This is a genomic window from Ruminococcus turbiniformis (assembly GCF_020687545.1).
Taxonomy (GTDB): Bacteria; Bacillota; Clostridia; order Lachnospirales; family Lachnospiraceae; genus Mediterraneibacter; species Mediterraneibacter turbiniformis.
Map to the genome: position 1 here is coordinate 14,518 of NZ_JAJEQX010000036.1, position 21,894 is coordinate 36,411.

Here is a 21,894-nt window from a genome sequence, read left to right on the forward strand (position 1 = left end):
TTAACACATTGGATTTATCCGCAGTTTCGTATGCTGGATGGCGGACTCTGGAAGTACATATTCCTTCTGTCTGTCATACAGTTTGATTTCTCTGATTGCAAATTCGCAAATATCATAGTTATCCTTGCCATAGGCGAGGGCAACCTCCTCTACACAGTCCGCACGGGATAAAAAATCTGCTGTGATATCCTCCGGTGAAAGCCCGTCCTCGGCCCAGAGATCATCATAAACTTCCGATGTCTGGTATTCCGAGAAATACGGGCCGTCTCCGGATACACACTGGAGCAAAAAGGTGCGGAAGCATCCATCACGGCTTTCTTCTATGACTGTGACCGCATACGCATTGAAATCAATGGGTATGGATCTGCCGTTGACCAGAAAATGAAAGCCGTCTATGGAGAACACATCCGTTTGCCCTTCCGGCGGATCAGCAGGGCGTTCCTGCATTTTCAGATACAGGACAGCCGAGAGTTGTACCCATGGCCGTGTTCTTTTTCCTTTCGTCATGTTATTCCTTCTTTCTATGTAACCTGATAACTGAGCTGGTAACAGCCCTTGGCAACGAAGACATATTCTTCCGGGTGTTCGTAGATGGTTGCCCGGATCCGTGCCTCATAGTGTGGGTTTGCCTGGGCCTTCGGATGGGTTCCGAGACGCAGATACAGCTCACTTAATGACAGGGTGCCGCCGGCGCTTTCCATGGTCATCCGGATCAGGTGGTGCCAGGTCAGGATGTTCAGATCCGTGTCCGATACGGAGAAAGCTCCGGTCTGCCGGACACTGAATGGCACTAGCAGGGCATCTGCCTTTTTCAGAAGCAGCAGATATTCTGTCACAATGGGGATGAAGGGTTTCCGGTATCTTCTGGTATCGGAGGTGCAGTTGAACTGCCCTTTTACCAGGAAGGACTCGAAATCCCCCATCCGCATCAGGTCATTCTGCATACTGTAAAACCTTCCGTTCATGCGGATATCGCCCACCAGCACCGCCAGCCTGCCGTCTTTTCTGAGCGCCAGAAAGAATTTGCGGATACAGTAATTCAGCTTATCCAGAAATTCCTCATAGCTTGCACAGCGGGACAGGTCATCCGGGTGCGGGGCATTTCCCCACACATTCCCGGAGTAGACGATCATGCTGTGGTAGGGCGGATGAAAAAAGATCAGATCCGCTGAATCCTCCACATCATCCCGCAGGGCGTTCCAGTTCCCGCGCCCAAAGGCGGGCGCAGGGTTCAAATCGTATAACAGGGAACGTACCTGGAAGCGGTCAGCGGCAGCTTTGGAAGTGCCGGAGCCGCTCATCGGATCCAGCAGGGTGAACCGGCTGGTATCCTTGCCTTCATACTGCTTGCAGTCCAGGACGTATTTCAGGATAGAGGCAACCACTTCCGGGGAGCAGTTTCCACGCCACCGGTTGTCACCGCCGTCTCCCCTGTCCGGGAACGCTAAAAAGGAAGTCAGTTCCTTGCCCACCCGTTTCCGTAAGCCTTCCGTGCCAAGCATCCCGGCAACGGTTCGCCAGTCCGGGCCAAATTCCGCTTCCAGAAGCTGGGCGGCACGGGCAATTTGCCAGTCATTCATAAGGATCCCTCCATTCCCTCCAGACTCCGTACTTTTCTGCGGAGGCGGTAGAACCGGCTGTGTACGCCGTGGGATGTAATATTACAGATCTCAGCAATTTCGTGGTAGGTGTAGCCGTCCGCCTGCAGATGGACCACCTGGCGCTCCTTCGGCGTCAGATAAGCCAGAAGCGCCAACAGGCGGTTCCGGTCATCCATTGCCTCTGCCAGACGTTCCTGCCGGGTGGGAAGAAAAGCGTCCAGTTCAGCGGTATCTTCCTGATACTCCTCCAGATAGGCCCGGCGCATGGGACGGTTCTGTTTCTTCCATTCTGTTGCCAGTGCATCCCGCATGGCGATGCGGGCGATGGTGGAGAAGCGGTACTGCTGAAGTTCCGGTTTCTCCAGATAATCCTGTACGGCTTTCAGATAGCCAAAGACTGCGGTATCGTAGTAATCCTCGATATTCAGGTGGCGTCCGTTCAGATACTGATAGATAAAATCATGGTGCTTCTCTGCGAAAATTCTCTGTTCTTCTGTTAATGGGTGCAATGCTTTCATAATCATTCGTCCTTTCTAATCATTCTGTTTGTATTTCCGGGTAATCATGTTTGCTATCAGGCGTGTGCAGTTACATTCAGCGTCCGATAAATTCCGCCCTGACTCCGGGATCAGCAATAGCGCCGCTTTTTTAGAAGCCCAAGCTAAAGTGATCGGAAACAGTGCGGCAACCTTCCGGGAGCAGTCGGGAACCGGCGGGCAGATGCCCGATTGAGAAAACATTTCTCTGCCCTCCTCGATAAGAGAGCGCAGTTCCTCTGTGATCTGTGCGCCTTCCTGCAGATAACATCCTTTGGACGCCAGGATGCAGTCGGTGTTGCTGATTGCAAGCCCGCAGCGGATGTTTTTATATAAAGGCTCCAGGAAATCCCGGAGTTCTTTGGAACCGGTATTCCGGGGCATACACTTCCGGATGCGGATGGTTGTCCCGTCCGTGGCAATCTCCAGGGTGCTGCCGCTGCGGATGCCTGTCTCTTTGCGGATATCCGCAGGGATGATGATGCGCCCTTGGGTATCCATGTTTCGTATCACGGCAATACTCATAAAAACCGTCCTTTCTTTTACGCCGGAACAGAAAAAGAAGCGGTGCTTCCGCTTCCTTTCCTGCATGGTTGTATCGTATGTTTCTATGCTGCGTATGGGTAAGGCTGCCGCTGCATCTGCTGGCGCTGGGCCTGCTGATTTGCGAGCATCTCTTTCCCGTTTGAGATCAGCGGCGGGGCAATGCAGCGCTCCCACTCGGTCACATACGCATCCACCCGCTTTAAGAGCAGGTAGAGATCCATGTCCGTGAGCAGGATAAAGGCCGATTTTTCCATCTGGAAGCTGCCGGACTGCATATAGGAGCCGCCGTTTCGATTCTGTACTTTGATCCCCTTTCCGTTGACGATCTGGATCCGCCATGGGTTATTCATCTCCTGACCGTTTGACATCCGGCTGTGTCTGGAAATGGAAAACTGCTGTGCGGTGGAGTACCCGTACTGATCGGGTTCCCCAAAGATCTTGCTGATACTCCACTCATATTCCTGGAAGCCTGCGGTAAGGCGGGTGAGGAAAAACTGCACCTGCTCCGGGCTTAAATGGAACCGGGTGATGATGTTGCGTTCCCCGGTGCCGTTGGAATAATCCTGGATAGACACGCCGATGAGCGAGTGAACCTTATGATTGTTCTCTGAGAACTCTCCTTTGGCGTGTATCTGTGCATAGCTGCCAGGCAAAGCGGCCCGTAGCCGGTCATGAAAAGAAATCAGTTTTTTGTCATTCTGGACCTTACAGATCTGGTCCGATGCCAGATTCTGATAAGACTGGCTCATAAGTTATCCCTTCTTTCTATGATTTATTTGAGGTACTGTTTAACGAGGAGCGTCAGGTTTTTCGGCAGGTCATCCAGACGGGTAATGTCCAGAAACCCTTCCTGATAGATGCGCTGGATGGCATCCTTGTCCTCTCCAATGGCTGCCGCAAACAGAACAATATTCTGTCTGGCGTATTCCTTCTTGATTCCCCGCAGGTCCGCCTCTGCCTCCGTGCCGCGATAACCGGTATCGGCTGGCTGACCGTCGGAGATCAGGATCAGAAGTTTCCGGTTCTCCGGTCTTTTCGCCAGATGCTCTGCAACAAAGCGGAGCGCTGCGCCGTCCCTGTTGCCGTTGCGGTCTATCATATCCATCAGCCGGTAGCGGTCATTCTCGTCCACAGAGTTAAACTCCGCATAGGAATAGAGGGCTACGCCCCGGTAATCCGTGGAATGGCCATAGATGGTCACCGGGATCCCCAGGCTGACACAGAAGTCATAAAGGACAATGGCTGTCTTTCTGGCGTGAGTGATACGGTCACCCCAGCCCATAGATCCGCTTTCGTCAATCAGGAGCCCTACTGCCAGCCGCTGTTCATCGGCTGGGAGCCTGGTCCTTATGAAGAAAGAACCGTCCTGGTGATGGAAGGAGCGCATATCCAGCCGCCGTCCATACAGAAGGTTCTTCTGCTTTCCGCCTTCCGCCTCCTCTTTTAAGAGGGGCAGTATGGAACTCTGCAGGCGCTTAGAAGCCCTGAGAAGAGGAGGTGCAACTTCCTCATACTGCCGGATCAGCCGGTCTGGGATGTCCTGTACCCGATGAATGGTCACATGGATACCGGCATGGGCATTTCCGTAATGGATATCATTTGCTGCTTTCTGTAATTCTTCTGTCAGCTGCTGCTCATAGGCTGCCTGTGCTTTTTCTGTTGCGGCTTCATTTAAGACACGGGCAATATCTGATGCCGCATCCTCATAGCCGGTGCCGGCATACTGGGATGCGTAGGTTACGCCCGGATCATTGCCGTCTAAAATAGCGCTGGTCTTGGCAAGGGCAATCCGCCCGCCTTCCTCCGCCATCACTTTTTCCGCTTCCTTTAGGCTTTCCTGACGGCCTTTGGAAGAAAAGAAATCTGCGTCTTGCGGATCGGTGCCTGCGTCTCCTTTGGCGGCAGGGATATTTTTTACCTCCCCACCACCTTTTCCCAGAGGAATGGGCGTGCTGCCCGCAATCTGCTGATCCAGAAGATCCTGAAGCTCCTCTGTTGCTTCTGTTTCATTCTTTTGTTCCAGCTTTTCCCGCATTTCTTCTACCAGCGGTTTGATAAAGTCCCAGAACAGGACAAGCAGGCAGTTTGTCGCAGTCAGCCGTTCTTTGATCGATGGTGCTTCCAGCGCCGTGTCGATATACTCCATACCATCGGCCAGCACATCCAGGTATTCGCTGTCGCTGTGGAAGCGGTTACTGATGGTGCCGGACCGGCAATAGGCCAGAAGCAGGTTGGTTGCAATCGTAAACGGCTGGTAGTCCCGGCTGAGCTGTTCGTGAAGATCCGGGATCTGCTCCAGCATCCGCAGGTTATTGAGCTGGATGCCTTTTCGGAAGCTGCCGGGAAAGGCAGCACACATCTTCGCTTCAATATAGATGTCTTCCAGGATGTTCTGAAGAGAAGCCGCACAGGTCTGCAAGGTCAGAGATACGGCCTTGTCCTTTTCCTGCAGGGCGTCCAGAATCTCCGTTTGGTTTTTCTGATAAGCCGGCAGTTCCACGGAAGGATCTTCCGGGTAAAAAGAGCCGTTCCCCAGGTTTGTCAGGTAGAGGTTCCGGGTGGTAAAATCCGTAAACAAAAGATGTGCCGTTTCATGCCCGGTCATCCCTACCAGGCTCAATGCCCGCAGGAAGCGGGAAGGAAAGCTCTGGGTGACAGGGTTTGCCGCGTTCAGGTAGATCTTATAAGAGTCTGTGTATGCCAGTGCCGCACCATCGGACTCATCCCAAGAGATCAGTGCCTGCAGTCCGTAGCAGTAGCGCCCGGTAGCAGCACGTGCCAGGGAGGTCAGATACTGATGGAAGGCAGAGGATGTAAAAAATTCCTGGTCGGGAATGGAAGTTTCCTCTTCCCGGATCATCTGTTTTAATTTTTTCTGATTGCTGTTCAAGATTCATTTCCTTTCTGTGAGATTTTTAGTCAGCAGGTCTTCCACCGTACAGCCGTAATAATGAGCCAGTTTCAGGACGGCATAGGCCAGGGGTGTTGTCCTGCAGTTTTCGTAATTCATAATGGTTTTTGGCGGCAGGCATAAGAAGCGTGCCACCGTTTTTTGGGAAAGCCCGCCCTGAGATTTGCGTAAGTAGGACAGGTTTTTTGCAAGAAGTGCATACATTTCTGGTTCTGTAAGAGGCGTTTTATCCATTGGACCACCTTCTTTCTTTTCAAGACGGCAGGACAGGATCCAGACAGCTTTCCTCGACTTCCGTGCGGCTGATGGCATCTGCCGTAGCAGAAGGCAGGATGGTGTAATGGGCCGCCTCCCGGATATCGCCGCAGACCATATAGGACTGCACCCAGGAAATCAGCTCCCGGACACCGCAGCATCCATCTGTGATCAGGTTTTCCCGACAATATTCCGAGATGGAGTGGACGATCCGTGCCATTGTCTGAACAGTCTTTTTCTCTTTGCAGCCGGTAACGCCAAGCACCCGTTCCATCAGTGTCTCCTCATCCGGTTCATCCAAGTCAACGACCAGGTTCATTCGGGAGATTACGGACTGGTTTAAAGGCTTGCAGCCTGCATAGTCATTGTTGGTTGTTACGACGATCACCATATCCGGATGCCGCTGAACCGTTTCTCCGTTGGGGAGAAACACACTGTTGCATCGGTCCATCAGGGAGTTTAATCCCACCAGCACACCGGGATTTGCAATGACCGTCGGCTCCTGTATCTCAATCAGGTATCCGTTCCGTATTGCTTCCACCAGCGGCGTATCCACATAACGGAAATTCTGCTGGCTGGTTTTGGAGTCGTAGTATTCGTGCATTTCATCAAAAATGGTATCAATGAGCTGCTTGTAGACCTGGTCTTCTGTAACATTTTCATCATAGGTCCCGGTCAGTTTTTCATAAGCACTGGCAGGATCCAGCATGATGTCCTGGAAAGACGGATACTGCCGCTCCAGGGCAGTACGTTTCCCGTCCACATCCGGAAGGATCTGTCCGAGCAGGTCGAATACCTCTGTATTTGCGGAACAGGTCAGGCAACGGTAGGGAAGATGAAGCCCGGAAGCGATTGCTTTGGCTCCTTCGGTTTTTCCCGTGCCGGCAGGGCCACGCAGAAGAAAGTTCCGCATGGGCTGTACCGTGTCCGTTGTGATCTTTGCGTGTTCACAGATCCGTTTGACTTCCTTCGGAATGATATACCAGTCCGGCAGTACCGGGACGGTCAGTTCCTCCTCCGGAGTCAGCACACGGGCAGGTGATAAGACATACTGCCCCATGAAATCTGCTTTCGCTATGACTTCCGCTTTCTTCTTAAAGGTGTTGCCGGGCTTCAGTACCTGGAACGCCCCGTGGATGATCTCTGTAGGCGCATAGGTTCCCGTTTGAAGAGCCAGCGGCTTCAAAAGCGGGATGACACCATTGGGAGCGATATCCGTGCGGATCCCTCCCGTTGCGAGCGTATCACTGTATCGGATCCGGCGATAAGCGTTGTCACAAAGGACAGCCGCCGTTTCTGCCGCCTCGTCCATGTCCGGATAACCGGCTGCACGGTATTCCTTTAACTGCTGGTATTTCTCATTGAACTCCTCATCGGAAAGAAACGTAGGCATCAGAGCGAATAACAAAGCAGTTCCTGTATTCTCGGAATCTTTGAATACATATTTCTCCGGTGTATTTTCCGTATCCGGCGGCACCGTGTACTTCCCGGCAATAAATTTCCCGTTTGCAGGGTTATAGACCACCACATGAAGTTCTCCGGTACGGCTGGGATATTCTGCCACCGTATAGGTATTGGTCTGGCTCCCGATTGCACCCAGTTCTTCTGCCGACTTCCCACCTGCGGGCTCCTCCAGTTCCATATAGGTCAGGACGGCCTGCAGCGTAGCCGCATGGAGGGTGCTTCTCTTCTGCGGCTGGGTACAGTATTTGGATGCGATATTCTTAAACACGGCGTCATCCGTATAGTCTTTGAATGGTTCTGGGAGCGTGCGCTGGAAGGTCCAGCTCTCCACTAATTTTCCACTTGCCATCGTTGCTTTTCCTCCTTATGCCCAGGTGATCTCCACTGCGTTTTCCGTTTCTGCCGCATCCAGTTCATCATCGGCAAACACCTGCAGGAGTGCAGGCCAGTAGGCTTTCGGCGGGAAATGCTCCAGCTTGCCCTTTACCTCCGGCTCCTTCCCGTTGAGGATATAAACGTCCCCCTGTTCTCCAATGAACAGCTTCTGGTGTCCTTTTGCCTGTAAATTCCCGATCATTTCCACAAGGAATGGTTTCCCGATCAGGGAGTACCAGGACGCAGGATCAACCTTTGGCGTATCCGGGGATGCGGCTTTGTCGCCTTTCCGTTTCAACGCAGAGACAGTCAGCATCTGAAGATGCAGGCTGCCGTATTCATCCATAGACACCTCTGCAAAGTTATGATTACCGGTGTTTCTGGTAGATAAGCGGATCGCATCGCCATCCAGCAGGTGGGAAAGACGCAGGGGTTCTGCAAATTCCCAGGTGGCTTCCGGAAAAGCAGACTGAAGTGTGTCTGTAATCTGGTAGCTGATCTGCCGGATCAGGATGGTTTCCAGATCTGAGTTCCCGTTTCCTGTATCCGTTGCCCTTCCAGTCGGAATCCGCAATTTCCGGAGTCCGGAAGCAAGCGGAGGGATGATAAGGATTGCCAGGGAAACAAGGACTCCTGCAGCAGCGATGCCAGTCATCAGATAGGACTGGCTTCCCTTTGGGAGCAGAAATGCCGCCGCAAACAGGCACAATACGGTGATCTGTAACGTCTTTTTGATCGTTCTGGTTTTCTTTGCTTTCATGTAAATTCTTCCTTTCTTCCTAAACTTGCTGTGCCGCACCCAGGAGAGCCGATGATCGGCGCTCTCCTGGATCCCGTGCGGACACAAAAAAAAGAACTGCCTGTTCGGAGTAGTCTCCGGGTGCAATTCTCTACATGGATCGTTCCTTATGTAATTTTTTGTGGTCAGCATCAAGCGACAAAGGGAAGTGTCTCTGCCTGCTGTTCTGTAACCTGGGTAAATCCATCTCCCGGATAGCCGCCCTGTGTTCCAGGAGCTGCCCCGTTTCCAGGAGCATAGCCGCCGGAAGGCTGCTGGTTCGGATTGCCCTGTGCGTAATTCGGTGCGCTTCCAGGATTCGGAGCGTAGCCGTTCTGGGGCTGTCTGTAACCGTTCTGCGGTACGTTCCCCTGTGGAGCATTTGTTCTTCCCTGTCCTCCCCGTGCATATCCATTCTGGTTCTGCGGTGCGGCGCCTGCAGGTGCATAATTGCCGGCAGGAGCACCGGATGCCTGTGGATAGCCTCCCTGTGTAGGTGTCTGGTATCCGCCCTGCTGATTGGGAACAGGAGCGCCTCCGGGTTGTCCATAGCCGTTCTGAGGAGCGCCTCCGGGTACACCGGGATTGGTTCCGTTTTCATCGGCATAAGTCAAGGGCGCAAACTGCCAGTCTTTGACAACCACGCTGGGGCCGGAGTTCGGTTTCCCCTGGTTTTTCCCTTTCTGATGAATGAAGGGATGCAGCTCCAGCTCTCCAATGATAATCAGGCCGGTTGACTTTTTCACACCTGCTTTGATCAGGCGGTCTGCCAGAAATGAATTGAAATAACAGGAATAGAATACGGTCTCTTTGTTTCCGTCTGCTCCCCGCTGGGGGCAGGAGATATCCAGAGTCGTATAGGTTGTGTTGCTGTTCTTTGCCTGCATGATCTGAGGATCCGTTGTTGGCCTCCCTGGTAAAAAGATGATTGCTGACATAGAAATTCTCCTTTCTGCCTCTTTGGGCGTTAAAATAAAAAATAGTGAAAATAAAAAAAGTGCCATTACAGTGCCGTAAAAAACGGCATTATAATGACACGATTTTCCAACTTAAACAGCATGTGTCCTGGGTGAATGGCCCAGACTCCCATTTCGGGATGACACAAAAACTCAAATACAAGATTATAGTAGCACAAGATATGGTAGGTGTCAAATGCAAATGATACAATATATAACGGTTGTATGTATACAATATATAACGGTTGTATTGATGGAATTAGATAATAAAACTTAATTATTTACATACGTTTGGATATGATATAATCAACTCATAAGATACTAAGAAACGAATATTGTGGAAGTTACTTAATTGAAACTGGACAGATTTCAATGTTAGAAAGAGGGATAAACTATATGAAAGTTTTTATTATAGAAGACGAAATTGCTATTCGTGAAGAATTGTTCCAGCTGCTTAAAAAATATGGGTATGAATGTGAAGCCTCGGATGATTTTCAGAATATCGGGGAATTAGCCCTGTCTTCAAATGCGGATTTAGTCTTGTTGGACATCAATCTTCCTTATCAGGATGGATTTCAAGTTTGCAGGAACATCCGCCAGAAATCAAATATTCCCATCATAATTTTAACTAGTAGAAATACAGACTTTGACGAGTTAATGGGGCTTAACATTGGGGCCGATGATTTTATTTCCAAGCCATATAATGGACAGGTGCTTCTTGCACGTATTCAAAAAATTTTAGCCCGAACTTACGAAGTACAATCAAATACGCTGCTTATTCATAAAGGATTGACACTTAATCTTTTGAGGGCCACGATAAGCCACAATGGAAAAGAACTGGAACTGACAAAAAATGAATTTGGAATTTTGCGTATGCTCATGCTGAACAAAGGGAATATCATTCCCAGAGATGCCATTATTGATGAGCTTTGGCAGAGCGAGGAATTTATTGACGAGAATACGCTAAATGTCAATGTTGTTCGATTACGAAAGAAGCTGGCAGAGATTGGCCTGCCTGATTATCTTGAAACCAAACGTGGTATGGGGTATAGCGTATGAAATTGACTGATTATATTTCAGACCGTATTTTTTCCATCGTATGCTTTGTTGTTGCAGAAGGTCTGCTGTTTGGGCTGTTGTGGTTGATTGAAGTACCATCGGTGTTAATTGCATTTGCGAACGTTATTTTTCTGTTTTTCTTTTTGGCTTCATTTATTTGGGACTTTCATCGAAGAAGCAGATATTATAACAGGCTGCTTAGGATACTGGAACAATTAGACGAAAAAACACTCCTAATGGAAGTTGCGGAGCGTCCCACCTTTTTGGATGCTCAAATTATTTCTGATATTCTGCGCCAGAACACGAAATATCAAAATGATAAAATTGCCGAAATGCAGAGGCAGAGCCGGGATTACCGGGATTTTTTAGATACATGGGTGCATGAAATCAAAACCCCTATTACATCGGCACGGTTGATTGTAGAAAATGAAAAGAACCCTACAACACTCAAGATAGATGATGAACTTCGTAAAATTGATGCCTTTGTGGAACAGGTACTATATTATGCTCGAAGCAGTGACGTAGAGAAAGACTTTAAGGTGGAGAAAACCACATTGAAAGCCCTTGTCAGCGCCGCTCTGAAAACCTATTCCAAGCCAATTATTCAGGCCAGTGGTCGCATCCAAATGAAAGGACTGGACATATCTGTTTGTGCGGATAGTAAGAGTTGTGCATTTGTAATCGGTCAAATTGTATCTAATGCGATTAAATACCGGCGTGATAATTTTTGCCTTGGCTTTGCATCTGAGGTGGAGAAAAACAGGGTACTCTTAAAAATACATGATAACGGGATTGGGATTGATGAAGCGGATTTATCCCGTGTTTTTGATAAAGGATTTACAGGTGAAAATGGCCGCCGCTTTCCGAAATCAACCGGAATTGGTCTTTATCTTTGCAAAAAGTTGTGCGGCAAGATGAATATAGACATATCCATCAGCAGCGAGAAAGGAAATGGCACAACAGTAACTTTATATTTTCCAACAGAAAGTTTTGTGAAAGGGGCGGGCGTATGACCCGCCTTTTTCCAACCTTACATTCTGGTAATCTAAATGTAATCTAACTTAATGGCACATCCTAACTGGATATGATATTGTAAAAATGCAAAGAGAAGAAATTCTTTGCGAAAGGAGCTGAAATCTATGAATGATGCAATCTTGCGGGTAGACGACATCCAAAAATATTACGGCAACAAAGGCAGCCTGACAAAAGCTGTGGATCATATTTCGTTTACGGTTGATAAAGGAGAGTTTTTAGGGATCATGGGGCCGTCCGGCTCTGGCAAGACCACCCTGCTCAACTGCATTTCTACGATTGATACTGTAACCAGCGGCCATATCTTTGTAGAAGGACAAGATATTACGACGCTGCATGGCGGACGGCTCTCTGATTTCCGTGGCCGAAAGTTAGGATTTATATTTCAGGATTTTAACCTGCTGGACACATTGACAGCTTATGAAAATGTTTCGTTGGCGCTGTCTATTGCAGGGGGCAAACCTGCGGAAATCCAGAAGCGTGTAAAACAGATTGCCGAGGCGCTGAACATTTCCGAAGTGCTGTCAAAATATCCTTACCAGATGTCGGGAGGTCAGCAGCAGCGTGTCGCGGCAGCCCGCGCAATGGTTACAAATCCAGCAATCGTACTGGCAGATGAACCGACCGGCGCATTGGACTCCAATTCTTCACGGATGCTTCTGACGATGCTGACAGAATTGAATGAACGGCTGTCTGCAACGATCCTTATGGTTACGCATGATGCTTTCTCTGCCAGTTATTGCCGCCGTATTCTTTTTATCGAGGACGGGAAAATCTTCCATGAATTGAACCGCGGTTCTGACAGCCGGAAGAATTTCTTTTCTAAGATACTGGAAGTGGTGTCTGTGCTGGGAGGTGAGCAAAATGACCTCTTGTAAGCTGATTTTCAAAAACGTGCATAAGAACCTTCGGGACTATCTGATTTACTTTCTTACCCTGATGATCTCGGTTAGTCTGTTCTATGCGTTTAATTCCATTTCCGACCAACCGGCTTTCTCGGAAATGGGGATGACACGGACTTTGTTGTACGACCAGCTTGGTATTTTGCTCTCTGCTCTTTCCGTGTTAATCGCTATTGTGCTGGCATTTTTGATTATTTATGCAAATCAATTTCTCTTAAAGAGGCGAAAGAAAGAGCTGGGTATCTATATGATGCTCGGCATGAAAAAGGGACGGATTTCACGTATCTTTGCAGGTGAAACATTCTGTGTTGGAGTGATTGCTCTCGCAGTTGGCTTGATTTTGGGATTTATCCTTTCACAAGGCGTTTCACTAATTGCCTTGAAATTATTTGCTATTGAACTGGACAAATACCAGCTTGTGTTCTCGATGGGAGCTTTCCGACAGACGGTGATCTGCTTTGCGTTGATTTTCTTCCTCGTTATGCTTTTTAATGTCTGGTCTGTTTCCAGCGTTCAACTGATTGACCTGTTGACGGCCAGCCGGAAGAATGAACGACTGAAAAGCCAAAATCGTGTACTTCCTGCTTTGATGTTTCTACTGTCAATTCTCTGCATTGGTATTGCCGGAGTTCTTTTTTACAAAAACGGTATATTGCCATCGAGGGAAAATATGTCTTTCCAGATTGCCGGACTTGCATTAGTTTTTGGAACCATTTTGCTGTTTTACTCATTTGCAGCAGTATTCATTCAGTTTATACGTTCCAATAAGGGATTTTACCTGAAAGGCTTAAATACTTTTCTGGTACGACAGATTGGTAGCAAAATCCGCACCAATTATTTTGTAATGACCGTTGTTTGCGGCCTGTTGACTATTACAATCTGTGCCGTTTCCATTGGAGCAAGTACCGCATTGGCAATGAATAAGTTATCCCAAGCCGCAACACCGTATGACCTGACTGTATTTTCCGATGTCTCCATTGACGGTGACAGCGATATTACCGATTATCTGGCTACTTGTGATGTGCAGATGTCGGACTATGCAAAAAATATGGAGCAGATCAGTGTATATGATGCTGATATGACTTACACAGACCTATTTGCGGGGCAGGATTTGAATTTGTGGCCGATTGATGAAGCTGTTCCACAAAGCAGAGTGTCCGTCATTTCTATCTCAGATTTTAACCGGGCTTTAGCGATGCAGGGCAAAGAACCAGTTGCACTAAATGACGGGGAATACTTGCTAAACTGTAACTATGAAGGCACTTATCAATATGTGAGTGAGGCCCTGCGTACTCATTCTGAATTGTCGGTTGGGGGAGTTACTTTGCAGCGTGCTTCTGATGAAGTCCTTCAAGAAACTTATGTTATGACCTCTGTTGGCAACAATGACCGTGGTACCTTAATCGTGCCGGACAGCGTTGTAACCACGCTGTCGAAAGATGTAAATGCCCTGTTGGTGCAATATAAAGAAGAAACCAATCCCGATGAAGTATTACAGAAAATGATCCCAATCGGTTTAGATGAAACCCACGGATACCGTTATTCCGAAAAGAATATGCTGTATGATATGTTTTATGGCATCAATGCACTGGTAACATTTATTTGCTGCTATGTCGGACTGATCTTCCTGCTAATTTGTGCAGCTATGCTTGCGCTTAAACAGTTGACAGAGACAACGGATAATATTTACCGCTACGGACTGTTGCAAAAATTGGGAGCGAAACAGCAGCAAATCAACCGTACCCTTTTAGTTCAAACAGGTGTGTTTTTCGCTGTTCCTTTAATAGTGGCCGGGCTTTATTCCATTCTTCTGATCGGAAAGGGAATGGAAATCGTTGAGGAATTTATGAACATCCATATTGCAACGAATGTGGGGCTTACTATTATCCTTTTTCTTATTGTGTACGGGAGCTACTTTATCGCAACTTATCTATCCTGTAAACGGATGGTTACAGAGCAAAAAGAAATGGAGGTGTAAACTATGTTGCCTGAAAATGTCAAATGGGATGCTGTGTTCCAGAGTATTGTTGACACATGGCTGCCTTTAATTGGCGTTATAGCCGTGGTTATTATTATTGCTGTTGTCGTCCATGTTATTAAGAAAAAAAGAAAATAATCACTACTTATAATTGAACAGGTGGTGAGCAATGGAGCAAATCGAAATCATTCTTCGGACCACCGCTTCATCTGGAAAGGTAACAGAGCAGCTTCTGGCAAGATTCGATACGGAGAAAACAGTGACAGAGAATGATAAGGTTCTCCAGTATTCCGGTCTTTGTATTGATCCGATCCAACATCAGGTTTCTTACGAGGGGAACACACTTCCTCTTACAGAGACTTATGAATTTCAGACTCTTGTTTATCTTGCCAGTCAGCCAGGGAGAGTCTATACGAAAGAACAGATCTATCAGACAGTCTGGAAGGAAGAGCCTGTGGATGTGAGCAGTGCTGTCTTTTGCATCATAAAGAACATCCGACAGAAGCTGCGGAAGGTTACAACAAAAGAATATATCCAGACCGTGTGGGGAGTCGGATACAAGTTTGTGGATGTCCCAGGAGAGTAATCTCCTGGGATGTTTTCAGTATGAAGGTATGCTCATATTCTAATTTTAATAGCATGTGTCCTGGGTGAATGGCCCGGACTCCCGTTTCGGGATAACACAAGACTCAAATACAAGATTATAGTAGCACAAGATATAGTAGGTACCAAATGGAATAAAACTATTTATGGTGGGTTTCTGAGCTTGCCAGCAATAAGGTATTTGCTCTGGAAGAGCGGACAGAAGGCAAAAAGGTAAAACAGGTTCCCGTGATCCGGCGAAAAGACTGAACAGAATACCATCAACAAGGACGGCCTGTAGATGCAGGCTGTTTTATGTTGAGGCTAATTAAAGTGGAGGGATATATCCCAACTGGATAGATTTTGTGACAGCCTCTACTGCAGAGGAAACTTCTAATTTTTCAAATATATGCTGCAAGTGATTAGAAACGGTTCTCTCACTCATAAAAAGCTGCTCGGCAATTTCCTTCCTCTTAATGCCATTCGCCAGCATACGCAGAACCTGCTTTTCGGTTTCTGTCAGCTCCTCTACATAGACTCCATCTTTTTCAAAGTAGGTGGAACCATTATTTATTGCTTCCAGAATGTGCAGAAGTTCTTCTGGTTCAATATCCTTGTTGATAAAACCTTTTGCTCCCAGCTTCTTAGCTTCTTTGCGATAAACTGGAAGGTCGTAGCCCGACAAGATAACAATTTTCTGGTGGGGATACTTTTGCAAAAGGTTCTGTGCCAGGAGCAAACCATCTTCTTCGGATAGTTTTCCAAGATTGATGTCCATCAGCAAAATATTCGGCTTGTCCCTTTCAATCGTTGCCTCTATTTCATCAACAGATTTGATATTTGAAAATTGTTCGATGGATGGAAAGTCTGATAATACAATCGCCAGACTTTGAGCAAAAAGCGCATGGTCATCGACCAACAAAACTCGCATAGGATTCATCTCCTTTCATGGGTATGCGGATGTCAACATTTGTCCCATCTTCTGGATTTGCTTTGATTGTCATGTGCCCATTCAGAAAAGTCACCTGCTCATTGACAGAAGATAGTCCATGATGAGGTGATGGATTGTCCGCCGTTATGGAAAATCCATCACCATTATCGGATACTTGCAGGGCGATCATGTCATGCTCTTGTTGCAGTTTTACTTCAATCATTGTTGCATGAGAGTGTTTGAGGGCGTTTACGGTCAATTCCCTTGCAAATCGGCAGATCAACATGGTATATGGCTCTACCAGAAAAATATCGTCCTTACATTCTAAGGTAACTGTGGTGTTACTGTTGTTAGTGATGGAGTCAAGGACGCTTTGCAAATTTTCCTTGAAGGTCAAATTCTTTAACAATTTCGGATGATATGCCTGCATTTGAGAACGTATGGAAGATGTCAGTTTCCGCAGCGTATCATCCAGCAGTCGCTGAACTTCAGGCTGTCCGGCTTTGTGCAACAGGTTTTTCATCGAGAGGATGTCCTGCAAAATATCATCATGCAGATAATTGGTAAATTCCTTTCTCAACGCTTCTTCATGTTTGAGCTGTGCTACGGTATATTCGTAAAAAGAAGGAACTGCATCTGAGGCATAATTATCCGATTTGCTTGCTTTCCAAAACAGTAGCAGGCGATAGATCAGTCCACAGAAAATGAGCAAGTAAAGTAACGTAACTGCCGTTAAAATGGGCAAACCAAACAGCCATACGAGCAGTACGAAGCTGGCAATGCACATAAAAAGGAAAATGGCTGTTATAGGCCAGCTTAATGTAAAAAAAGGCTTCTGCGACTTCGCCCGAAAAATGATACTGTGGATACTGACAAATGTAAGTATGACAATTAAGTATAGCCCCATTTGCTCAACATAGTTTTCCTTTTTGGAAAAAACTGCCGTGTAGCAAATAAATGGAAGCAAAACAAAAATCACAGAAAATAGGAGCTGCTTTCTTTGACTCCTTAAAACAAACCATACTCGTTTATGATGGATTGCAGATATAGCAATACACCAACCAAAGGAAACTATAAACTGAATGTTGTAGAGGGCATAAAACCACCCTCTGTCAAAGAAAAAGCCGATAGTCGCTGTAAAGCAGATTGCGGCTATCCCGGACAGAAATAGTTTTCTTCCCTTGTAATTTGCCCCTTGAAAAAGAAACGCCTGTACGAAGTTCACCAGTTGATACAGGCAAATTGGTAGAATAACAATGGATGCCACATCGGCAAGGGGGTAGGCAGAAAATAGAGATAGTCCAAAATACCATCCAAATACTACAAGGAGAATTGCAAATTTTGATAGGACAGGATTTCCTTTTAGGTTTTTACCGGATATGTAGTATCCGTCAAAAAATAAAAGTGTCAGAAGTACAATGTGAACGGTATTTTCCGCTGGTATTTTAGCTCCGACAGTATTCATTACACAAAGAAACACGATAAGAAATAGCTGATTAAGTATCATCAGACCTTGTCTTACCATATATTTTCGTTTCACGGTGGCACCTCCCATCTGCATTTATTCTACTCGACATGGACTAAATCTGCAAGTGAAGCAAATGGGTAGCCGCAGACGGCTGGCTTCTGTAAGGAAACCAGCCGCCTGCGGTAAATTTAGTTCATGGCCGCTTTATAGCAGGAGTATTTCGTCACTTCATAGTAGATAAAGTAAACGATGGTAAAAATTCCAATGGCCAAGGCAATAGGCAGAACAACCTCACCGGCCTGGCCCAGTACATCGTCCATTAATGCTGATTTGTAACATATAATGGCAAAAACACTGTGCAGCATACCTATCACATAAGGAATCACAAAGTAAATCTGAATCTGACGGCGGACACATCGTTTTATCATATTTTTATTATATCCCATGCGTTGAAGGATATTGTAATCATCCCGATCATAGGTGACAGCAGACAGATTTTGAAAGTAGAGGATACTGCCAGTTGCAATTAGAAAGATAATCGTGGCAAATGCAATCAACAGATAGGTAGAGCTGTTAAGCTGAATGATTTCTGTCTGTCGTTGCCAGGCACTTGCAAGATAGATGTTGTCCGGCATAGTATTTTTCAAAATCGTATAGGCAGTTCCATCGGAACGGGTCATTCCGCCGTTGATGCTCACAACAGTGATTTTCTCCGGCTGTCCGCTTTCGATATTCTGATAAAGTTGGTCGGAAACAAGAAGCGTGGCAACACTATTTGCGAATCCAATCGGGTTATCCAAAGTGGTCTGAACAACGGTTACATCAGTTGAAATACCATTTCCAATATCCAGATGATAAACAGCACCAACATCAGAGTTTTCAGGGTCTGGTCGATATTTCACCAAAACACATTCCGTATCACTAAGCTCAGAAATGGAACTTTCTTTTCCCTGACTATTCAGTAAAGTATTGTAGTCGCTCAGCCTCATACACTCAAATCCAGGTGTGCGTACTCCTTCACTGCTAATGCTGTATTCATCAGGAAGCCGATCTGACGAGGCTGTGATTTTTAGCAAGTTGGTTTCTTGTACCTGATATTCCTGCCCGTTTAGTCCTTCAGCCAGTGCTTCCAGTGCCTGCTTGTTCAGTTGTTCGTCCTCAACCCGGTATTCGATAGCGGAAGGAATAATTCGTTCCACGGCTCTGTAAGGATACCAAACTGAAAGCGTGGTTGCGCCAAAAACGGAAAGCGTTCCTGCAACCAGCAGAATCAAAAGAATCAGTGACTTTGCATTGGAGCGGATACGGTGCATAAATTTGGGAGCAACAATAATCGTGTTTTCCCGGTACAGAACGCTGTGACGATTTTTGATGCACTGACATACGAAAGGTACGAAAGAATAGATGGTCAACACTGTGCCAACTACTACCAGTACCAGCGTTAGCAATGCAATAGGATAAAAACCAATCGTTGTCCAAACAGACTGATCACCCCGAACCATATCCAGTGCCAAGGCATACCCACCAAGGAGAGCAATAATTCCAATAACGGATAAAACGATATTGGGACGAACTGGCTTCTCCACTTTTTTCTCCAGACGAACCAAGTCCAAAAGGGTTGATTTTAGAAGCAATCCTGCATTGGAAAGTGTAAGGGTAAGCAGTACAGCAAGGATAAACAGGAAGATTGAGCTGACAGCCTGTGGATTGATAAACGGAATTGCCCCCATATCAATCGTCAATCCAAGTAAAGCAACAATTCCTGCCGTTATACCAATGTGCAACAAGCTACCAGCTAAAATGCCGATGAACATTCCGCCAAGGCAAACAAAGATATTTTCTATGGTCAGCAGGCGAAGCATATCCCCCTTTCGGTATCCAAGCAGAGCATAAATGCCCAATTCTTTCATCCGGCGTCGCATGAAGAAGTTGTTTGAGTAGAACATATAGAACACAACAAACGCCATGATAAATACCGCAACTACGCTACACATCATTTCTACACGGCCATCCGACGAGATTTTTTCCATGATAACCTTGTTCATGGAAAAAGAGGTAAAGCAGAAATAAATCATCAAAACGAAAGAAACGGAAACAAGATACAGAGAATAAAAAGAAAAGTTCCGTTTCAGATTTTTTAATGCTATTGTTGCTAAATTCATATAATCACCCCCAGTTACCGCTTCTCGTCCTGGCGGGCCGATTCCTGCATGATAGCTTCATAGAAACGTCGCCGTTCAGCATCGTGACGTTGTAGTTCAGAGATGATATGTCCATCTTTGAAGTAAAGGATGCGATCCGTATAGCTGGCAGCATAGGGATCGTGGGTTACCATGAGAATTGTGGTTCCCAAAGTATGGTTGACTTCTGTTAATGCTGTCAACAGTTCAGTGGCAGAACTGGAATCCAGTGCGCCGGTGGGTTCGTCCGCAAAGATCAGAGGAGGACGTTTTACCATTGCGCGAGCCGCCGCCACACGCTGCCGCTGGCCGCCGGACAATTCGCTGGGATATTTTTTTAGCTGGGAGTCAATTCCAAACAGCTCGGCCAGCTCTTCCACCTTTTTGTCAATCTCTTTTGCCGGTTTGTGCAGCAAAGTCAGCGGGACGGCAATGTTTTCTCTCACTGTCAAGCTATCCAAAAGAAAATATTCCTGAAAAATGAAGCCTAAGTTATTTTTACGGAAATCAGCGGCCTGTCCTTGACCGAGTTTTTCAATATGAGTTTTCCCCATAACAATATGCCCGCTGGTCGGAATGTCGATTGTAGAAAGAACATTCAGAAGGGTCGTTTTACCAGACCCGGAGGCCCCCATGATGCCCAAAAACTCACCCTTCTCAACTTCAAAAGAAACATGGTCAAGGCCGGGCTTGGGCTGGTTCTTATAAATTTTGGTTACATCCATAACTTGTAATAGCGTACTCATATACATTCGCTCCTTTCGTAGTACAAATTCAGTATAGTTTTCTGCGAAGGAAAAGGCATGAGTAATTCACGCATTCATGTTTGCGCGAATTACTCATGCCTTTCAGTATGTTACTGATATAAAATAAATTTATGTTAGAAAAAGAGGGGCTTTTATGAACAAAGAGAAGTCATTAACCCAAAGGATAACTATACATAAGCAAGGGCGAGAGGAAAGAACTAACGCAGTAAGGGGATAACGGGAAAGGGAGGAACAAAAGAAAGAATGAAGAAATTGCTTGTTGTTGATGATAACTTAGATTATTTGAGGCTTTTAGTTTCTATTATGAAAAAGCATTTTGAAGTTTATGAGGCATCAGGAGTAAAAGAAGCCTTGCAAGTGCTGGAAAATACCAAAATTGATGCAATATGCTCTGATTTCAATATAAAAGACGGTACAGGACTGGATTTGCTCGAAGAGATACGTCAAAGAGGAATCACGATCCCTTTCCTGCTTATTTCTGGGGATGATGATTGTTTGCTTGCACAAAGAACAAAACTTTGCAGAGGAGCGTTTTGCTCCAAGACCGATGATGACTTAATCGGGAAAATTAAATCTTTGATTAACACTGAAACGGCATAATGTCTTTCAAATTTTATACAGGTGGTGAGCAATGGAACAGATTGAAATCATCCTCCGCACCACGGATACAACTGGAAAAGTTACAGAGCAGCTTCTGGCAAAATTCAATACAGAGAAACCAGTGATAAGGAGGGATAAGGTTTTTCAGTATTCCGGTCTTCGCATAGATCCAGACAAGCACCAGATTTCTTATCAGGGGAACGTACTTCCTCTTACAGAGACTTATGAATTTCAGACACTTGTTTATCTTGCCAGTCACCCAGAGCAGGTATTCACGAAAGAACAGATCTATCAGGCAGTCTGGAAGGAGGAGCCTGTGGATGTAAGCAGTGCGGTGTTCTGTATCATCGGGAATATTCGCCAGAAGCTGCGAAAGGTAACAACAAAAGAATATATCCAGACTGTGTGGGGAGTCGGATACAAGTTTGTAGATGTCCCAGGGGAATGAGCCCCTGGGATGTTTATAACTCTTTTTTATAGATATATAAAAGCAACACTATACTGTTTTCAGAAAAATATTTTACTCTATTGGTAAGGTGATAATAACATTCAAACCATGTGGAATTATCGCAGAAAATTGTATTGTTCCTTGATGCGCCTTTACAATCTGACGCACAATCTTCAAACCTAATCCATGTTCTGTATCGCCTTCACTTTTTTGCGAGCTGAAAATATCTTCGTTGCTGTTCAGCGCGTTCAGTTGAGGTTCACTCATGCCATGACCATTATCAGAGACAATAAAAATGCAATTATTCTCATGGCTGCCTACGGAAAATCCGATTATACATCCTGTTGGATTATGGACAATGCTATTATGGATTAAATTTCCAAGCATCCGTTGCAACAATAAACCTGAATTATTCATGATAATTCACTTCACTGCGGTCAATGCTGCATAGTTGCTGATATTTTTGATATTTCCTACTTTCACTTAACAGATGAAGAAATTTTTATAGAAAAAGAACTTCAGCTT

General features: G+C 46.2%; 22 protein-coding genes. 7 read left to right on the forward strand and 15 right to left on the reverse strand.

Annotated features, from left to right (window positions below):
• The 10 genes from LKD70_RS15550 to LKD70_RS15595 form a co-directional block, all read right to left on the reverse strand.
• Positions 1-507 carry a hypothetical protein gene (locus tag LKD70_RS15550; protein ID WP_227708792.1) on the reverse strand — a complete coding sequence of 169 codons (507 nt, stop codon included), beginning with the start codon at positions 505-507 and terminating at the stop codon, positions 1-3.
• Positions 508-521: 14 nt separating this feature from the next.
• Positions 522-1,580, reverse strand: a complete 1,059-nt coding sequence (locus tag LKD70_RS15555) for a TRM11 family methyltransferase (protein WP_227708793.1) — start codon at positions 1,578-1,580, stop codon at positions 522-524.
• Positions 1,577-2,119, reverse strand: a complete 543-nt coding sequence (locus tag LKD70_RS15560; RefSeq protein WP_227708794.1) for a sigma-70 family RNA polymerase sigma factor — start codon at positions 2,117-2,119, stop codon at positions 1,577-1,579. Before LKD70_RS15560 ends, LKD70_RS15555 begins: the two co-directional genes overlap by 4 nt.
• Before the next feature lie 15 nt (positions 2,120-2,134).
• A complete protein-coding gene (locus tag LKD70_RS15565) occupies positions 2,135-2,662 on the reverse strand; it encodes an AbrB/MazE/SpoVT family DNA-binding domain-containing protein (RefSeq protein ID WP_227708795.1) in 528 nt (175 codons plus the stop codon).
• 83 nt (positions 2,663-2,745) lie between these two features.
• Positions 2,746-3,432: a hypothetical protein gene (locus LKD70_RS15570; protein WP_227708796.1), complete on the reverse strand. Its 687-nt coding sequence runs from the start codon at positions 3,430-3,432 to the stop codon at positions 2,746-2,748.
• Positions 3,433-3,455: 23 nt separating this feature from the next.
• The gene (locus tag LKD70_RS15575) at positions 3,456-5,573 is read right to left on the reverse strand and encodes a nitric oxide reductase activation protein NorD (protein WP_227708797.1); all 2,118 of its coding nucleotides are present in this window, start codon (positions 5,571-5,573) and stop codon (positions 3,456-3,458) included.
• A 3-nt stretch (positions 5,574-5,576) separates the two neighbouring features.
• The gene (locus tag LKD70_RS15580) at positions 5,577-5,828 is read right to left on the reverse strand and encodes a helix-turn-helix transcriptional regulator (RefSeq protein ID WP_227708798.1); all 252 of its coding nucleotides are present in this window, start codon (positions 5,826-5,828) and stop codon (positions 5,577-5,579) included.
• Between the two features lie 19 nt (positions 5,829-5,847).
• On the reverse strand, positions 5,848-7,662 hold the full coding sequence (locus tag LKD70_RS15585) for an AAA family ATPase (protein ID WP_227708799.1): 1,815 nt from the start codon (positions 7,660-7,662) through the stop codon (positions 5,848-5,850).
• Between the two features lie 15 nt (positions 7,663-7,677).
• Complete coding sequence (locus LKD70_RS15590) at positions 7,678-8,448, reverse strand: hypothetical protein (RefSeq protein WP_227708800.1); 771 nt, start codon at positions 8,446-8,448, stop codon at positions 7,678-7,680.
• A 170-nt stretch (positions 8,449-8,618) separates the two neighbouring features.
• On the reverse strand, positions 8,619-9,404 hold the full coding sequence (locus LKD70_RS15595) for a single stranded DNA-binding domain-containing protein (RefSeq protein WP_227708801.1): 786 nt from the start codon (positions 9,402-9,404) through the stop codon (positions 8,619-8,621).
• Between the two features lie 414 nt (positions 9,405-9,818).
• On the opposite strand from LKD70_RS15595, the gene LKD70_RS15600 reads away from it, so the two are divergent.
• From LKD70_RS15600 to LKD70_RS15620, 5 genes are all read left to right on the forward strand, one after another.
• Entirely contained in the window at positions 9,819-10,481 is a 663-nt protein-coding gene (locus LKD70_RS15600; protein WP_227708802.1) for a response regulator transcription factor, read from the forward strand.
• On the forward strand, positions 10,478-11,494 hold the full coding sequence (locus LKD70_RS15605; protein ID WP_227708803.1) for a sensor histidine kinase: 1,017 nt from the start codon (positions 10,478-10,480) through the stop codon (positions 11,492-11,494). The genes LKD70_RS15600 and LKD70_RS15605 overlap by 4 nt, the downstream gene beginning before the upstream one ends.
• Positions 11,495-11,620: 126 nt before the next feature.
• Positions 11,621-12,391, forward strand: coding sequence for an ABC transporter ATP-binding protein (locus LKD70_RS15610; RefSeq protein ID WP_227708804.1), 771 nt, complete (start codon positions 11,621-11,623; stop codon positions 12,389-12,391).
• On the forward strand, positions 12,378-14,393 hold the full coding sequence (locus LKD70_RS15615) for an ABC transporter permease (RefSeq protein ID WP_227708805.1): 2,016 nt from the start codon (positions 12,378-12,380) through the stop codon (positions 14,391-14,393). The genes LKD70_RS15610 and LKD70_RS15615 overlap by 14 nt, the downstream gene beginning before the upstream one ends.
• A gap of 169 nt (positions 14,394-14,562) precedes the next feature.
• On the forward strand, positions 14,563-14,979 hold the full coding sequence (locus tag LKD70_RS15620; protein WP_227708806.1) for a winged helix-turn-helix domain-containing protein: 417 nt from the start codon (positions 14,563-14,565) through the stop codon (positions 14,977-14,979).
• A gap of 324 nt (positions 14,980-15,303) precedes the next feature.
• On the opposite strand, the gene LKD70_RS15625 is transcribed toward LKD70_RS15620, so the two are convergent.
• From LKD70_RS15625 to LKD70_RS15640, 4 genes are all read right to left on the reverse strand, one after another.
• The gene (locus LKD70_RS15625; RefSeq protein WP_320442610.1) at positions 15,304-15,906 is read right to left on the reverse strand and encodes a response regulator transcription factor; all 603 of its coding nucleotides are present in this window, start codon (positions 15,904-15,906) and stop codon (positions 15,304-15,306) included.
• Positions 15,884-17,446 carry a sensor histidine kinase gene (locus LKD70_RS15630; RefSeq protein WP_227708808.1) on the reverse strand — a complete coding sequence of 521 codons (1,563 nt, stop codon included), beginning with the start codon at positions 17,444-17,446 and terminating at the stop codon, positions 15,884-15,886. Before LKD70_RS15630 ends, LKD70_RS15625 begins: the two co-directional genes overlap by 23 nt.
• Positions 17,447-17,562: 116 nt before the next feature.
• Positions 17,563-19,536: an FtsX-like permease family protein gene (locus LKD70_RS15635; protein ID WP_227708809.1), complete on the reverse strand. Its 1,974-nt coding sequence runs from the start codon at positions 19,534-19,536 to the stop codon at positions 17,563-17,565.
• A gap of 14 nt (positions 19,537-19,550) precedes the next feature.
• Positions 19,551-20,300 (reverse strand): ABC transporter ATP-binding protein, encoded by a 750-nt coding sequence (locus LKD70_RS15640; RefSeq protein ID WP_227708810.1) that lies wholly within the window; start codon positions 20,298-20,300, stop codon positions 19,551-19,553.
• A 264-nt stretch (positions 20,301-20,564) separates the two neighbouring features.
• Between LKD70_RS15640 and LKD70_RS15645 the strand changes: the two genes are divergently transcribed.
• Together LKD70_RS15645 and LKD70_RS15650 are read left to right on the forward strand one after the other, a co-directional pair.
• Positions 20,565-20,921 carry a response regulator gene (locus LKD70_RS15645; RefSeq protein WP_227708811.1) on the forward strand — a complete coding sequence of 119 codons (357 nt, stop codon included), beginning with the start codon at positions 20,565-20,567 and terminating at the stop codon, positions 20,919-20,921.
• A gap of 31 nt (positions 20,922-20,952) precedes the next feature.
• Positions 20,953-21,369, forward strand: a complete 417-nt coding sequence (locus LKD70_RS15650; RefSeq protein ID WP_227708812.1) for a winged helix-turn-helix domain-containing protein — start codon at positions 20,953-20,955, stop codon at positions 21,367-21,369.
• A 72-nt stretch (positions 21,370-21,441) separates the two neighbouring features.
• Here the strand turns inward: LKD70_RS15650 and LKD70_RS15655 are convergent, their stop codons facing one another.
• The gene (locus LKD70_RS15655) at positions 21,442-21,786 is read right to left on the reverse strand and encodes a sensor histidine kinase (protein WP_227708813.1); all 345 of its coding nucleotides are present in this window, start codon (positions 21,784-21,786) and stop codon (positions 21,442-21,444) included.
• Between the last annotated feature and the right edge of the window lie 108 nt (positions 21,787-21,894).